General features: G+C 46.9%; 15 protein-coding genes and 1 pseudogene. 6 read left to right on the top strand and 10 right to left on the bottom strand.

Annotation, left to right across the window (positions count from 1 at the left end):
• Nucleotides 1–31: 31 nt before the first annotated feature.
• The 3 genes from RIG27_RS15930 to RIG27_RS15920 all read right to left on the bottom strand — a co-directional run bounded on the left by RIG27_RS15930 (nt 32) and on the right by RIG27_RS15920 (nt 1,399).
• Entirely contained in the window at nt 32–598 is a 567-nt protein-coding gene (locus RIG27_RS15930; protein ID WP_446346703.1) for a toll/interleukin-1 receptor domain-containing protein, read from the bottom strand.
• An 84-nt stretch (nt 599–682) separates the two neighbouring features.
• Nucleotides 683–808 (bottom strand): hypothetical protein, encoded by a 126-nt coding sequence (locus tag RIG27_RS15925; RefSeq protein ID WP_446346734.1) that lies wholly within the window; start codon nt 806–808, stop codon nt 683–685.
• A 318-nt stretch (nt 809–1,126) separates the two neighbouring features.
• Nucleotides 1,127–1,399: a hypothetical protein gene (locus RIG27_RS15920; protein ID WP_446346701.1), complete on the bottom strand. Its 273-nt coding sequence runs from the start codon at nt 1,397–1,399 to the stop codon at nt 1,127–1,129.
• A 479-nt stretch (nt 1,400–1,878) separates the two neighbouring features.
• Between RIG27_RS15920 and RIG27_RS15915 the strand changes: the two genes are divergently transcribed.
• The 4 genes from RIG27_RS15915 (at nt 1,879) to RIG27_RS15900 (ending at nt 6,466) form a co-directional block, all read left to right on the top strand.
• Nucleotides 1,879–4,431 carry a CHAT domain-containing protein gene (locus tag RIG27_RS15915; protein WP_446346700.1) on the top strand — a complete coding sequence of 851 codons (2,553 nt, stop codon included), beginning with the start codon at nt 1,879–1,881 and terminating at the stop codon, nt 4,429–4,431.
• 55 nt (nt 4,432–4,486) lie between these two features.
• On the top strand, nt 4,487–5,074 hold the full coding sequence (locus RIG27_RS15910; protein WP_446346698.1) for a Uma2 family endonuclease: 588 nt from the start codon (nt 4,487–4,489) through the stop codon (nt 5,072–5,074).
• Between the two features lie 103 nt (nt 5,075–5,177).
• Nucleotides 5,178–5,861: an SDR family oxidoreductase gene (locus RIG27_RS15905; protein ID WP_446346732.1), complete on the top strand. Its 684-nt coding sequence runs from the start codon at nt 5,178–5,180 to the stop codon at nt 5,859–5,861.
• Nucleotides 5,862–6,160: 299 nt separating this feature from the next.
• Nucleotides 6,161–6,466 (top strand): hypothetical protein, encoded by a 306-nt coding sequence (locus tag RIG27_RS15900; protein WP_446346696.1) that lies wholly within the window; start codon nt 6,161–6,163, stop codon nt 6,464–6,466.
• Nucleotides 6,467–6,575: 109 nt separating this feature from the next.
• Here RIG27_RS15900 and RIG27_RS15895 read toward each other — a convergent pair whose 3' ends face one another.
• Entirely contained in the window at nt 6,576–7,310 is a 735-nt protein-coding gene (locus tag RIG27_RS15895; RefSeq protein ID WP_446346694.1) for an SDR family oxidoreductase, read from the bottom strand.
• A gap of 275 nt (nt 7,311–7,585) precedes the next feature.
• On the opposite strand from RIG27_RS15895, the gene RIG27_RS15890 reads away from it, so the two are divergent.
• Nucleotides 7,586–8,551 (top strand): aldo/keto reductase, encoded by a 966-nt coding sequence (locus RIG27_RS15890; RefSeq protein WP_446346692.1) that lies wholly within the window; start codon nt 7,586–7,588, stop codon nt 8,549–8,551.
• A gap of 232 nt (nt 8,552–8,783) precedes the next feature.
• On the opposite strand, the pseudogene RIG27_RS15885 reads toward RIG27_RS15890, so the two are convergent.
• The 5 genes and pseudogenes from RIG27_RS15885 to hslO form a co-directional block, all read right to left on the bottom strand.
• Nucleotides 8,784–8,897, bottom strand: a pseudogene (locus RIG27_RS15885) (type II toxin-antitoxin system RelE family toxin); the annotation flags it as partial.
• Nucleotides 8,894–9,130 (bottom strand): type II toxin-antitoxin system Phd/YefM family antitoxin, encoded by a 237-nt coding sequence (locus tag RIG27_RS15880; RefSeq protein WP_446343025.1) that lies wholly within the window; start codon nt 9,128–9,130, stop codon nt 8,894–8,896. The gene RIG27_RS15880 and the pseudogene RIG27_RS15885, both read right to left, overlap by 4 nt.
• Before the next feature lie 100 nt (nt 9,131–9,230).
• Nucleotides 9,231–9,605 carry a hypothetical protein gene (locus tag RIG27_RS15875; protein ID WP_446346690.1) on the bottom strand — a complete coding sequence of 125 codons (375 nt, stop codon included), beginning with the start codon at nt 9,603–9,605 and terminating at the stop codon, nt 9,231–9,233.
• 349 nt (nt 9,606–9,954) lie between these two features.
• The gene (locus tag RIG27_RS15870) at nt 9,955–12,171 is read right to left on the bottom strand and encodes a chromosome segregation ATPase (protein ID WP_446346688.1); all 2,217 of its coding nucleotides are present in this window, start codon (nt 12,169–12,171) and stop codon (nt 9,955–9,957) included.
• Nucleotides 12,172–12,440: 269 nt separating this feature from the next.
• Nucleotides 12,441–13,340 (bottom strand): Hsp33 family molecular chaperone HslO, encoded by a 900-nt coding sequence (gene hslO / locus RIG27_RS15865; RefSeq protein ID WP_446346686.1) that lies wholly within the window; start codon nt 13,338–13,340, stop codon nt 12,441–12,443.
• Between the two features lie 206 nt (nt 13,341–13,546).
• Here hslO and RIG27_RS15860 point away from each other — a divergent pair, with 206 nt between their 5' ends.
• Nucleotides 13,547–13,933 carry a hypothetical protein gene (locus tag RIG27_RS15860; protein WP_446346685.1) on the top strand — a complete coding sequence of 129 codons (387 nt, stop codon included), beginning with the start codon at nt 13,547–13,549 and terminating at the stop codon, nt 13,931–13,933.
• On the opposite strand, the gene RIG27_RS15855 is transcribed toward RIG27_RS15860, so the two are convergent.
• Entirely contained in the window at nt 13,911–14,216 is a 306-nt protein-coding gene (locus RIG27_RS15855; protein WP_446346683.1) for a hypothetical protein, read from the bottom strand. The two genes, RIG27_RS15860 and RIG27_RS15855, sit on opposite strands and share 23 nt — an antisense overlap.
• Nucleotides 14,217–14,273: the final 57 nt, after the last annotated feature.

Here is a 14,273-nt window from a genome sequence, read left to right as displayed (position 1 = left end):
CTCCCTTGTTAGAATACATAACGTTCCGGTACTAAGACCCGCCAATCCGAATACTGCCTGACGGTTGATTGATGATGTTCTGATCCCGCCCATAGTTGTTATTCTGCTGTGTCATTGGTTCACCAGGAAACGGAACGGGATTGGGCATTTCTCGTTCTTCAGCAGCCGTTACAGAACCTGGAAACGCTGGCTTTTTATCTGGCTTGGCACATTCCTGAAGCTCTGCTAATAATTTAGTCTTTGCTTCCTCCTCAGACAAGTTCACTAAATCTACATATACTATAGTCGCAAGTAATCCCGGCGGTTGACATTCTTCTACTCGCACAGGAATGAGCGTTCCTTCTTTCCCCTCCGGATCTCGTGCAAACGCCTCTGCCCACTCTGGCTGGGTATACTTAGCTGTAAGATAATTCTCAGACAACACCGCAATTGTCTGTTTCGTCCCAGTCGCCCGTTGCATATCTAATACAAAGTTGCCACCAGCACGAAAATCTTCTGCTTGATAGACAACAGTGTACCCCGCTGCTTTCAGCGTCTGGGCAATCCACTCTGCCCATTGTTTATCGTGGCGGTTATAGCTAATAAAAAAGTCTTTCATCCTGATTGAGGGTGTTGGTGAATTGCATTCTACTATTTTAGTTATAGCAATCGCCAAACTCACAGACCCAAAGATGACACTTGCTTAGCATCCAATGTCGGTATAGACCGAATTAATACTCATGTCAGGATTACCGTATCCGCCATCCAATCGGCTGACGCGATCGATCGCGATCGCACAACCTGTTCCCTCAAAGTTAATATCTTCAATCCTATCGTTTGTCGGATTCAGTTGTATCGTCAGTGAGATGCAAAGGATTAAGGGCGGGTTTTGTAGAAAAGTTATCGGCGTCGATTCAAACTAAATCCCTAAACCCGCCCCTACATAAAGGTTAATGCTGAGGATTCAAACGCTGCACAAACGCCTGATATGCTGCTACAGCTTCCACTAATTTTATTGCGGTTGTTAATCGTTTTGATTTCATCTGAAGTTCCCCCAGTCTAGATGTACTACACCCAGCGCCAAGCCTTATCCCGTAGTAGCGCGGCAGCACCGACGTGCGCCCAGCACCGTTGGTATACGGAAACCTCACCGTTGACCCGCTTCGAGACGGTAGAGCAATGCTCCAGAAATCCTTGTAGTGCGAGCCAGAAAGCTCGCTACTAATACCCAATTTAAATGCATGACAGCTTGCAGCAATGCCGTTCCTCTACAGGTACTGACTGGTATGCTGGTGGGCAATGCCCACCCTACTTCTACTTCCTTTCCCAGAGGAATTTCCGGATGTATCCCTATCGGACAACCGTTGCTAAGATAAGAGAGATTGAACTGAACCCAAACAGAACCAGTCTGTACAATCACAACTGAAACCTTCTCTAGGGGCAGGTTTAGTCAAATCGGGGCGAAAAAAAACGATAATCGTGAAACCCACCCCGACATTCGGAAAAACTCCTTCATCTCGATGTACATAGCAACGGAAAAATGCTGGATGTGGCTTACCCACTAGGGCTAAAAAAAATCCCCAGCCCAAATCAGTGAGCCAGGGAACGTCAATCAGGGTGCATCTACCATTTCACTCTTCTGGAATAGGCGGGGTTGATCCGGAACAATCCTGGATCAGTTTCTCAATTTGAGTTCAATAGCATCCGCTGCCGAAAAATTCCAGCGTTCTTAACAAGGGTTAATGTCTCGCCCCTCATCCATAAGGTCAAAAAGTCTGATTGAATACATAACTCGCGTCTGAGTCCCTAAACTCTCTAAGGAAACTTTCATAGAATTAAATCAATCTATATCTAAAGACACTATGAATGCGATAAATATTGTAAACCCAGTAAAAACCCTTGACATTCAGCAAACTTGACCAGGCAATAGCAGTGGCACAGGAATTCCATATCTCTGTGACCCCTTTGGGGGACGACCAGCATCTAGTGCGGATTGAACGAGTCGCACCCGGGGTGCCTTTGGCAGAAGAACAAGTGCGTTGGCCCATGGATGAGTGGTTAACGCAAGCGAGACAACTGATGAATGATCCCCTTCTGGGCTTGTTACAAGGGGGGGCTGGCGGTATGGATGAGTTGTTTTTCTTGCCTAACTCCGATCAGCAAGTGCGTCAATCCTGCCAAAACTTGGTGGCGCTGGGTCAGGAACTCTATAATGCTTTATTTCAAGGGAGCTTGCGTGATAGCTGGATGATGGCACAAGCGATCGCGCAAAATCAACGCACTGTATTACGACTACGCCTGGGACTCAAAGGAAATCGCTTACCCCGCTTACCCTGGGAAGTTCTCCATGCAGGCGATCGCCCTTTGGCAACGGGGACGGATGTCGCCTTCTCCCGGTATCAACTCAGCACCGGGTTGATGCGACCAATTCATTCTGTTCCCCCTCAACCCAATCCTGTCCTGAAAATTCTTATGGTTATTGCTGGACCGAGTGACCAAGAGAGTTTAGAACTGGCACAGGAAGCAGCACATCTACAAGAAGAACTCAAAAACCGTTCTCGCCAAGAACCCCCGGCGATTCAACTCACCATTCTCGAACAACCGGGACGAGAACAACTTACCCAAGCCTTAGAACAAGGTCAATATCAAGTCTTCCATTATGCGGGTCACAGTAGTCTGGGGGATTCTGGCGGTGATGTTTATTTAGTGAGTAATAAAACCGGATTAACGGAAACCTTAAACGGTAATGACTTAGCCGGATTGCTGGCAAATAACGGCGTGCAATTAGCCGTATTTAACTCCTGTCGTGGCGCCTATACAGCCACCTCAGACCCCTTAGACAATGGCAAAGAGCGCAATTTAGCCGAAGCCTTGGTCAAGCGAGGTATTCCTGGGGTTTTGGCAATGGCAGAGCGAATTCCCGATGAAGTGGCACTCACCCTGACTCGCCTCCTGTATCGGAATCTCAATCAAGGCTATCCGATTGATCTGAGTCTGAGTCGAGCGCGACAGGGGCTAATTTCTGCCTATGGCTCTAACCAATTATATTGGGCGCTGCCTGTACTTTACCTGCATCCCGAATTTGATGGATTCCTCACCAACGTGGACGATGACTATCACCATCGGGAAGAACGATTACAGTTATCGGAACCACCAGATATGCCATTAGTCTCTGATGAAAGTGACGCCGAACTATTCACACCACCGATGTTAAACAGAACGAGGTTAGAGGATGAGGATGAATTCCTGCTAGAGGAGAAACCTCCCCTAGCTAAGTATGAGTATCAACCGAGGCAAAATTGGCTCGATGAGACTCCCTCAGAGGAGATTCCCTCAGAAGATGAGGCGGATGATCCGTCTAGCTTTATTAAGAATTTACTCGAACAACTGGATAGTGAGCCGGAGCTCGATGAACCGAAATTACCTCCCCTAGATCCGAACCATCCCCCACAACCAGCGCCTGAACAAGAGAATCAGGACGTACCCAACCCGCCGCCTCAGCAATCCCCGGTTTCCTCAGCCGCGCCAGCACCAACGTCTGTGCCAAAAACAGCAAGGCTGTCATCTGAGGATACGGTTAAGTCTAAACCTTCGCCAGCGCAACCGACTCAAAAGGGATGGCGTTCCTGGTTAGTTGCGCCTAAATTGTGGGTTGGATTGGGAGTTGGTGCTGTTGCGATCGCACTATTAAGTTTTGCCTTGGTTTGGAACCGTCAGCCGCGACCTGATACGTTAATTACATCGCCTGATTCTCCTGTGCCGAGTCTACCCCAACCCTCAGACTCAGATCAGATCAACTTAGCGCAAGCCGAAACCAGTCGCGTCACTGCTATAGCGATCGAACAATTGGGTCAGGGAAATATCGAAGCCGGAACGGAAGCGGTTGAAGCTTTACTCAATAGAGGTGCATTGTCTCAAGCCGATGCAGCGTTAAAGGCTGTTTCTCCCTCCCAATTGGATAATCCAACCATCAGTTTCTTGAGAGGGCGTCTGGCTTGGCAGTCGCTTCAAACTGGGGATACAGACTATAATATCAGCGATGTGCGACGGTATTGGGAAACAGCAGTTAAAGCCCAACCTGACTTGGCTAAATATCACAATGCCCTTGGCTTTGCCTACTACGCAGAAGGAGATTTCGAGCGAGCTAACAATGCTTGGTTAGATGCTCTCACCTTAATTGAACAAGAGCAAATCGATGCAGATGTGGCGGGAAATGGGGCGAAGAAAGAAGCGTTAACAGCGTATGCGGGATTAGCTTTAGGATTCTGGAAATCTGCTCAACCACAGCCAGCCGAAAAGCGCACCAATCTTTTAAATGAATCGTTGAAACTGCGGAAAAAAGTTCTCCAAGATGACCCTGTGAATTTCCAGCCTGACGCCCTGAGTCAGAATTGGCTTTGGTCTGAGCAGACGATCCAAGATTGGCGATCGCTCCTAGGAGAAACACAATAAAATCGGCATGGGTGGGTTTCAAAAATTCGATAAAATATGCTGTGGTAATACCTGTATGAATAGAGCAACTATTACTCTGCCTTCTCGGATAAAATTGAGTATCGATTTAACCGATGATCAGTTCTTTGAGCTGTGTCAGAGAAACCGAGATTACCGATTTGAGCGGACAACATCAGGGGAATTACTAATCATGTCACCAACGGGTAGTGAAACGGGAAATCGCAATATTGAACTCGCCTATCAACTCCAAGCTTGGAGCCGTAAGAATAATTTAGGGATTGCCTTTGATTCATCGAGTGGCTTCAAACTTCCCAATGGTGCCGAGCGTTCCCCTGATGTCTCTTGGATACGCCGGCAACGATGGGAAGCGTTAACTCCGACACAACAAAAGAAGTTTGCCCCAATTTGTCCAGATTTTGTCGTGGAATTGCGTTCGGAAACCGATTCCCTGAAAGAACTACAAGAAAAAATGAGAGAATATAGGGATAACGGGGCAAAATTGGGATGGTTAATTGACCGTAAAAATAAGCGAGTTGAGATTTATCGTCCAGGAGAGGATGTAGAAATTCTCAACTCTCCGGCTACTCTGTCAGGAGAAGATGTGTTGCCGGGATTTGTGTTGAATTTAAAGGGAATTATGTAGTAGAGACGTTCCGGTGGAACGTCTCCAGACTCCAGACAGTTTGTTTGTCTTCCCGTATCGCCTTAATCTATTAGAGGAAAGGTATCAAGGGAAAATAGTAACCATGGCAAAAGTAATCGTGATTACAGGTGTCAGCCGGGGTTTAGGTCGAGCGATGACCGAGGGATTTATCGCTCAAGGACATACGGTTTTGGGTTGCGCTCGAAACGAGGCGGCAATCAAGGATCTAAATCTTGCCTTTGATCCGCCCCATAATTTTACCGTGGTCGATGTTGCTGATGAAGATCAGGTCACGGCTTGGGCAAAACTTCTGCTCAACGAGTACAGTCCACCGGATTTGCTGATTAATAATGCGGCAATTATCAATAATTTGGCACCTCTTTGGGAGATTCCTAGCCAGGATTTCTCCCATCTGATTGATGTCAATATCAAAGGAGTCGCCAATGTGATTCGCCATTTTATCCCAGCAATGATTGACCGGGGAAGCGGTATTATTGTCAATCTGAGTTCAGGATGGGGACGCTCAACTGCTCCCCAAGTTTCCTCCTACTGTACCTCTAAATGGGCAATTGAAGGCATGACGCGATCGCTAGCTCAAGAATTACCTAAAGGAATGGCGGCGATTCCCCTAAGTCCCGGTATTATCCATACCGAGATGCTGGAAGTTTGCTATGGCGAAGCGGCGGCGTCTTATACAGCCATCCAAGATTGGAAGAAAAAAGCAGTTCCCTTCTTGCTGCAGTTGACTCCTGCCGATAATGGTCAACCCTTGACTGTCCCCGCATGATATAATCAGAAGTTCGACTCTACGTTTGAGGCGAGACGGCAATTATCTCGCTTCAGCCTAAAAACAGCAGGTAGAGGAGAAAAGCGGGAGCTATACAAAGTTTCACAAATAAAGGCTTGGGAAACCTCGCCCAAATCAGCTAAAATCGACTAATCATGTCAAATATTTGATAGTACGACGAAAGCAAAAAGGCGAGATTTTCTTGACTTAGCTATGGGGAAATTACCGTTCAAGACAAAGCCCTGGACTATAAACCAGGGTTTAGGACAGCATCAAGAATCAGGGAGGATTAAAAAGTAGTGGATAACGTTTATAAACGCCACTCTTATAAGGCAAACTTTGATCAAGCCGAACGCTACCACACCCATTGGGATGAATATTTAATTATTCCGATTTGGGAGAGAAAAACAGGGCGTTGGACAGTAACGTGGCTAGAATCAGAACAGTTGCTCGAACCGACCATTATTGATCCCTTTGGCGGTTTTGATTTCCCCACAGCTCAAGCCGCGATATCGGCGGCAAAATCTCTCATTGATCATTGTTCAGATGTGGCGGCTCGGAATGCTTTAGAAGATAGGCTGATAGAAATTTTAGAAGGGAAGTGATGATATAATATTCAGTTGAATACTTATATATTGGTGGAGACAAGGCAGACGGCAGAAGCGAAGTAGGAAGGTTGCACTGGATTCGCATTACTTTTCTACTCGACTTTATTTACCAAGCAATAGGCTGACGACGGTTAAAAAATCCACCAGTGGGTCCATCATTGGGTAAAGTTGCCAGCCATACAGGAGTATCAGCACCTTGCTCAATGTTTAACGGTGCAGCTTCAGAACCCATATCCGTTTTTACCCAACCCGGACAAGCCGAATTGATTAAAATATTGGTTCCTCGCAACTCCTTGGCAAACAAAGCTGTAACCGCATTGAGAGCTGTTTTAGAAAGCCTATAAGTAGGAGTGATAATAGTATCATAGGGCGAATTGTAATTACTCATGTCGGCAAGGGAACCAAGGGTACTAGACATATTGACAATGCGACCATAATTTGATTCTTTCATCAAGGGAATGCAAGCTTGACACATTAGAAAAGCGCCATAAAGATTTGTTTGCAGGGTTTGCGAGAGCGTATCAAAATCTATATCCAATACAGACGTTGTTCTATCGAGTTGCACCCCAGCATTGTTGACGAGGATATGCAGTTCGCCAAGTTCTTGTTTAAGCGAACTAATGGCATTGTGGATACTTTCACGACTGTTCATATCCAAAAGACAGAAATCTACGTCTAATCCTTCTTGCTTAAGTTTGTCGCAGGCTTCCCGCCCCTTGTTGGCATCTCTCGCTCCAAGAATAACGCGGATGCCTTTTTGGGCGAGTTGTTTACTAATTTCAAAACCTAAGCCTTTATTAGCACCTGTAACTAAGGCAATTTTACGGGTATGATCTTCCATATCCTTGTACTGAGAGGTTTTCAGCAACCTACTATCTGGAGGTTTCAACTAATTGTATAGCAATAGACACATCGATTAGGACGTTCGGCACCATTGTAGAGACGCGCCATGGCGCGTCTCTACATAAATGATGTGTCCTAACAGCCATGGCGGTTGCTATACCTGGGATAGACGCCAAGACTCTGCCAAAGCTTAGAAGATTAAATGGGATTAGTTTATCGGTTAATCCCTTGGCTAATTGGAGTTAAAATTGTCTACAATCACAGGAATTGGTTATGGAAACGCGACCTTTAGGAACTTCCGATATCAAAATCACACCGATTATAATGGGCACCTGGCAGGCGGGTAAAACCCACTGGGTGGGGATTGAAGACGCGGAAACGATTAAAGCTATCCGAGCCGCTTTTGACGCGGGTATCACGACGGTGGATACCGCAGAAATCTATGGTAATGGGCATTCGGAGCAGATTGTTGCCCAGGCATTATCCGATGTGCGAGATCAGGTGGTTTATGCCTCCAAAGTGTGGGTGGGGAATCTAAAATACGATAAAGTTATCGAAGCCTGCGATCGCTCTCTGAAAAATCTTCAGACGGACTATATTGACTTATACCAAATTCATTGGTACCCCGGCTCATTTAATACTGAGGTAGTGCCGATTGAGGAAACAATGAGCGCCTTGAACAAACTGAAGGAACAGGGCAAAATTCGAGCAATTGGTGTATCAAATTTCTCCCACGCTCAGTTAGAAGAAGCAGCGCAGTATGGGAAGATTGACAGCTTACAGCCCCCCTACTCCTTGTTTTGGCGTCAAGTCGAGCAGGATGCCCAACCCTACTGCATTGAGAATACTATATCAATCCTGGCATATTCATCCCTTGCCCAAGGATTGCTCACGGGTAAATTTGGACTCGAGCATCAATTAAGAGAAGGGGATCATCGTGCCAAAAATCGTCTGTTTCAAGGAGACAACTATAAACGAGCGCAGCAAGCTTTAGATAAACTGCGCCCAATTGCCGAACGCCATAATTGTAGTCTGGCTCAATTATCCTTGGCTTGGTTAATTGCCCAACCACAAACTCATGCGATCGCGGGGGCGCGTCATGAGGGACAATCCTCTAGTAATGCTCAGGCGGCTGAGGTTAAATTATCTCCAGAAGAAGTGCAAGAAATTGACGCGATCGGGCGTATTGTTACTGATCCCCTGGACGATAATCCCGTGATGTGGAATTGGGATATATGACAGACAAATAATTAGGAAGAGTAAGCCGCAACACCCGCCCGGAGTTCAAACTCCGGGCTAATAGCTTAAGTCCATTAAAATGGACTAAAACTCTGCTCCAATCCTATGCCAGACGAATACCAGCTTTTGGTTTTTTGGGTTTCAACCCCAGACGGGAAGCAAGCGAGTGGAGCAAGATCAGAGTAATATATAGATTGTAAACAGCTTATCTCTCCAAAAATATAGAGAGTAATGGATTGATTTCAATGATATCGAGTAGTGCTTGCGCTTTATCTCGTAAGTTACTTTGAGACAGCTTCTTGGCATCCTTCTGAGCCTGTTTTGTGTAGACAAGTTGCCAAGTCACCACTCCAACTCCCGATCGCATTCTTCAATCGGAGTCGCCAAACCAGCACGAATTGATTCCCGCATTCCCGGTATCGAAAGTAGATACAGCGTTTCCTGAATCGCCAACCAATCAGCTTCAGACAGTAAAATCGCATTGCTGCTTCCTGAAGTAATAACAATCGGCTCATGGGATTGACTCACGGCATCAATCAAATCTTGCAATTGCTGTTTGGCTTTATTAATCGGAATCATCGCCACCAACTTAGTAAAGTTTAAACTAATTACACTTTCATCTATTATGAGCGATTAGCGATCGCTGTTCAATCAAGTCTAAGGCGATCGCACAACCAATTCAACCTTGATTAGGACTAGCAACAGGTTCCGACAAAAGTCCTGACATCTCCAACACGCGCTCCGTCCAAACCCTTGCTTGTTCAGCAACATTAATGCGTTTTGCCTCATCTGCCCAAATCTTTGACCAATGGAATTGCCACCGAGCGAGTTGAACTTGCAACTCAACCAACTCAGCTGCATAATCCATTCCAGCATCCATAGCTGTCCACTCAATAAAGAACTTGCTTTCTCTAATCAAATATTCCACAGCATTGCCATTAACTCCACTTTTAGTCAGAGATTTAATTCGAGCCAAGTTAGCCGCTAATCCACCTAGACGAGTTGGTAATTCGTCATTTAAATACCGCCCTTGTAAAGCATTCCAGTCTTTCATACGCCTCCTAATAAATTATGAACAATATTAGCAACTTGCTCCCGAATCCCTAGATCAAGGATTTCCATTGAACGAATTTTTATGCTTTCTTGCGCCCAGAATCTTCAACCGCTTAATTAGGGCTTGCTGCACAACCCAGAAACCCTGAGCCATCAATACTTTGAGGCGTATGGACAGTGGATAAAGTGCAAGGAAATGGGGTAGCATCCCTCATAAGTATGACATCACCAAGCTATGGGAAAATGTACCCTTGCTCCCCCAGCTCCCCCAGCGTTCGACTGAGCGCTCACGCCGAAGTCTTCCCCAGCTTCCCCAGCTCCCCCTCACCACAAGGCTTATTCAGCAGACCCTAATTATCCAGAGGCAATTCATGTTCGGGTGGTTCTAGTGAAGGTTGAGCATCGTTACCCGGAGGAACCACGACAAGGGGAGGAGGCGGTTCTAAAATCCTTTGCCATTCTTGAATTGACGCTTGAGCCGCATTATAGGCTTCGGTTCCCGAAGGAATCATTTTCGCCAGTTGAATCGCTTGAGTTAAGCTAAGAGCCGCTCGATCTTGAGCCAATGCCAACAGTTGATAACTCCAGCGATTAACCGCCGAGACAGCATCGCCTCTAACCTTGGCAGAACTAGGAACTTGTCTAGCTAAACGAATTGCCTCCACAATGGCGTTGGGAGTACCAAGAGTGCCAGATTGGTAGGCTTGTTGCAAGCGCTGTTGTCCCAAAACTTCTGTCTTCCAGCCCTTAATCAGGTTTTGTGCTTCCCCATAGAGTACCCGTCCCGATTTAATTTGTTCAGCCGCCGCGATCGCAGCCGAAAGATTGCCGGAATTGGCGAGGGTACGAGCTTGGTCGAGATAGGGTTGGTCTTCTAGGCGTTGAACCGTGCGCGTCCAGTCTTTGATCTTACTCTGTGCTTCTGGATAAAGAGCGCGATTGGGAGCAATGCGACGGGCTTCTTGGATGGCTTGTTTTAACGATTCTGCCCTGCCCAAGTTAGCCAGTTGGGTAGCGCGGTCAAGATAGGGTTGGTCTTCTAGGCGTTCAACCGTGCGCGTCCAGTCCTTAATCTTACTTTGTGCTTCTGAGTAAAGAGCGCGATTGGGGGCAATCTGACGGGCTTCTTGGATGGCTTCTTGTAACGATTCGACTCCGCCAAAGCTGGCAAGTTGGGTGGCGCGATCGAGATAAGGCTGATCTTCTAGGGTTTGGATTTGACGAGTCCATTGGCTAATCTCAGCCCTCGCTTCTTGGTAGCGGGGATTAGGGCTGGGAATCAGTTGAGCTTCTGCGATCGCGGTTTGTAAATCGTTGACTAGCCCAGAACTGGCAAACGTCCGCGCCCGTTCCAGTCGAGCCACATCCTCCAGTTCCCGTTGCCATCGAGCAATTAATTCTTGACCTTCATCATATAGAGGACGATCAGTACCCAATTTCTGAACTGAGGCGATCGCGATTTCCAAATCCCCACTGCTTCCCGATTCAGCCGTGGATATGGCATTGGCTAAGTCAATTAAATCTGCCTTAACGTCTGGTAATTTCACGCTAGCGGGTAACTTATTGGCAATCTCTAACACCCCTTGCCAGTTCCGTTGTTCTAAGCGACTTGTGGCTAGTTTGAGTAATTTATTCCCACTCTCAGCAATTAAATCTTGAGCTTCTTTGTAGGCAAAACTCTTGGGCGTGATTTTCTCGGCAGCTTGAATCGCCTTTAAAATATCATCGACTCGACCACTTTTACTCAGCCGATAGGCTTGATCCAACTTCTGACTATCGTCTCGTCCGATTTGAATCAGATCCACGAGTTGGGTGTACTTAACCGCTGCCCAATATTGATTATCTATCGTTGTCAGCTTGACGGCTTCTCGAAACGCTAATGTCCAATTGGACTGTCTCAGGTGTTCCTCGGCTTGTTCATAAATCCCTGAAGCCTTTTCCCACAGCGTTTCCCATTCCTTAATTTGTTCTTTGACTAGCGTAAACGCCGGAACATCTCTGGGAATCCGGTTCGCAATCTCAATCGCTTCCTCTAGCTGACCGGCTTGAAACTTTTCTTCGCCAATCGCTAAAATCTCTACTGACCACTCTTCGATATGGCGGTTAATTTCTGGGCGCAAGGGGTGGTCTTTGGGTAAAGCATCAATGAGTGCGATCGCTTCTAACAAATCCTTGGTGGTGCGTTTATTTGCCGCAAGCTGGCCACAATAGATACGTACCGATGCCGAAGCCGTGGGCCAAAAAATTGAGGGACAATTTGGCACTGCTGGTAGCTTCAGCAAAAGAGCAACGGAGGAAAATCCTATCCCACCCGAAACCAGAATCGTCATTGTTACCCAAAATGTCCAGCCGAAAGTAAAGCGTCGTCTTGGTTCTTGGGGCTGTTGAGGAGAGGGTGGGGCTGGCTTCGTCGTCACTGGTTGGGGAGTGGTTTGACGATGAGAGGTTGAATGTCCGACCCGAAGAGGATCAACAGCATTCCTCTGGTGTTGCCAATCCTGGCTCCAACGGGGTTGGGAAGACCGGGTAGCATACCAATGATCGGGCATTTTTCGATTTCTAGTCATAACTCACTCCACCACTCGCTAAGCCTAATGCTGTGGGTTTAATAGCACCCTCAGTTGTTGCAATCGTACTCTCGTTAGACACAAAAAGCTATATTCTCCTGGAGATTTAATCGGGAATGAGAGTCCGTACAATTGCCGTTAAGATGAGCAAGATTGCTCTTGTGTCTAATCGTTAACGCCATCTCTGCCAATCCGCATCTTCACGAAGTAAGGACCCGTTCATGAACTCTCAGCTTATCCCATTCCCAATTCCCCTAACTCAATCTCGATTAAACGGACTCAGCTTTTAAAGCCTGAATCAGTTGAGCCAGTTCATCTCCACTCGCTTGGTAAACTTCCCCACAGAAGTGGCAAGTTGCTTCAGCGCCTTCGTCTTTTTCAATCATATCCTGAAGTTCGGCTTCACCTAGCATCTTCAGCGCTCCTAAAACCCGATCAAACGAGCAACCGCAGTCAAAACGCACCAGTTGAATTTCGGGCAGAATTACCAAGCCCAAATCACCCAAAATCTGTTCAAAGATAGCTGGTAACGTTTTACCTTCCTGCAACAGAGGTGTGAATCCGGATAGCTTGGCGATGCGAGATTCCAAAATCTGCACTAAAGACTCGTCTCTAGCCGCTTTCGGTAAGATTTGGATTAATAGCCCTCCCGATGCGGTTACGCCTTCAGCGCCGACAAATACACCCACAATCAGCGCTGATGGGGTTTGTTCAGATGTGAGCAGGTAATGAGCAATGTCATCGCCAATTTCTCCCGACACCAGTTCTACTGTACTGGAATAGGGATAGCCATACCCCACATCCCGGATCACATAAAGATAACCGTCACGCCCAACTGCACCGCCAACATCGAGTTTGCCAGATTCGTTGGGCGGTAGTTCAATGGCAGGGTTATCCACATATCCTCTAACCGTACCATCTAAGCCCGCATCAACCAAAATTCCGCCCAAGGGACCATTTCCTTTCACCCGAATATTCACCCTTGACCCTTCCCGCTTCATATTAGACGCCAACAATAAGCCCGATGACATCGTGCGCCCTAGGGCAGCCGTGGCCACATACGAGAGCTGATGGCGCTGGCGGGCTTCTTCGGTGAGGCGCGTGGTAATCACACCGACGGCGCGGATACCCCCTTCTGCTGCTGTGGCGCGAATTAACTGATCAGCCATGTATCAACCTTACACTTTACACTTCTTAACATACTCCCTTTTTATTTTAGGTCGGGTCGTTGGCATAAGGCGCGATCGCACTGTTGATAGTCGGTGATGGATCACAGCCGTGCCTTCCCTGGCGACAAGGATTAAAAGGATTAATATAATGTGATATCGAGAGTTACACTCTTGAGCAACAGACCTATTGTTTTTGGACACAGATTATGTTGGGAACCTTTCAACAAAGTCACCTCCGCATTGAACTCGAAGCTCCCCATACTGTTATCCGAGACAGTCTGCTCCATTCAGAGAAACTGCGCCAGTGGTTACCGACTCAACGCCTTTCCCCTGGATTACCCGAACAACTCCATCCCGGAGTCACCTTTACCAGTTGGATTGGTCCGGTTGCTATCCAACATCAGGTAGAGGTAGCTGAGTCTTACGGGTTACGACTGTTATTGAGCCAGGGAATCGATGGCTATCACGAATGGTGTTGGGGTGAAGGATGGGTACAGTCTCGTTTAGAAGGGGTGTCTATGTTGCCGTTAAATATGGGTCAAACCTTGAGTTTACTGCGGCTACGGGAATTTATCGCCACCCAGGGAGGATGAGGGAACTGGGGAAGCTGGGGAAGCCGGGGAAGCTGGGGAAGCCGGGGGAGCTGGGGGAGATGGAGCAAATTATGTAGGGGCGGGTTTCACTACTATCTTTTCGGTTACACCCAGATGTAACTAAACCCGCCCCGACTGTACAAATGACAAATGACAAATGACAAATGACAAATGACAAATGACAAATGACAAATGACGCATGACGAATGACAAATGACAAATGACAAATGACAAATGACAAATGACAAATGACAAATGACAAATGACAAATGACAAATGACAAATGACAAATGACAAATGACAAATGACAAATGACAAATGACAAATGACAAATGACAAA

Origin of the sequence: Coleofasciculus sp. F4-SAH-05 (genome assembly GCF_040222985.1) — a bacterium.
Classification (GTDB): Bacteria; Cyanobacteriota; Cyanobacteriia; order Cyanobacteriales; family Coleofasciculaceae; genus Coleofasciculus; species Coleofasciculus chthonoplastes.
Note: the sequence above shows the minus strand (reverse complement) of the source record. Positions and strands in the feature narration are given on the sequence as shown.

Bases quoted from the DNA above. Each gene is read 5' to 3' on its own strand.
- RIG27_RS15930 (WP_446346703.1), bottom strand. From the start codon at position 598: ATGAAAGACTTTTTTATTAGCTATAACCGCCACGATAAACAATGGGCA.
- RIG27_RS15910 (WP_446346698.1), top strand. From the start codon at position 4,487: ATGAATAGAGCAACTATTACTCTGCCTTCTCGGATAAAATTGAGTATC.
- RIG27_RS15905 (WP_446346732.1), top strand. From the start codon at position 5,178: ATGGCAAAAGTAATCGTGATTACAGGTGTCAGCCGGGGTTTAGGTCGA.
- RIG27_RS15895 (WP_446346694.1), bottom strand. From the start codon at position 7,310: ATGGAAGATCATACCCGTAAAATTGCCTTAGTTACAGGTGCTAATAAA.
- RIG27_RS15890 (WP_446346692.1), top strand. From the start codon at position 7,586: ATGGAAACGCGACCTTTAGGAACTTCCGATATCAAAATCACACCGATT.
- RIG27_RS15880 (WP_446343025.1), bottom strand. From the start codon at position 9,130: ATGATTCCGATTAATAAAGCCAAACAGCAATTGCAAGATTTGATTGAT.
- RIG27_RS15875 (WP_446346690.1), bottom strand. From the start codon at position 9,605: ATGAAAGACTGGAATGCTTTACAAGGGCGGTATTTAAATGACGAATTA.
- RIG27_RS15870 (WP_446346688.1), bottom strand. From the start codon at position 12,171: ATGACTAGAAATCGAAAAATGCCCGATCATTGGTATGCTACCCGGTCT.
- hslO (WP_446346686.1), bottom strand. From the start codon at position 13,340: ATGGCTGATCAGTTAATTCGCGCCACAGCAGCAGAAGGGGGTATCCGC.
- RIG27_RS15860 (WP_446346685.1), top strand. From the start codon at position 13,547: ATGTTGGGAACCTTTCAACAAAGTCACCTCCGCATTGAACTCGAAGCT.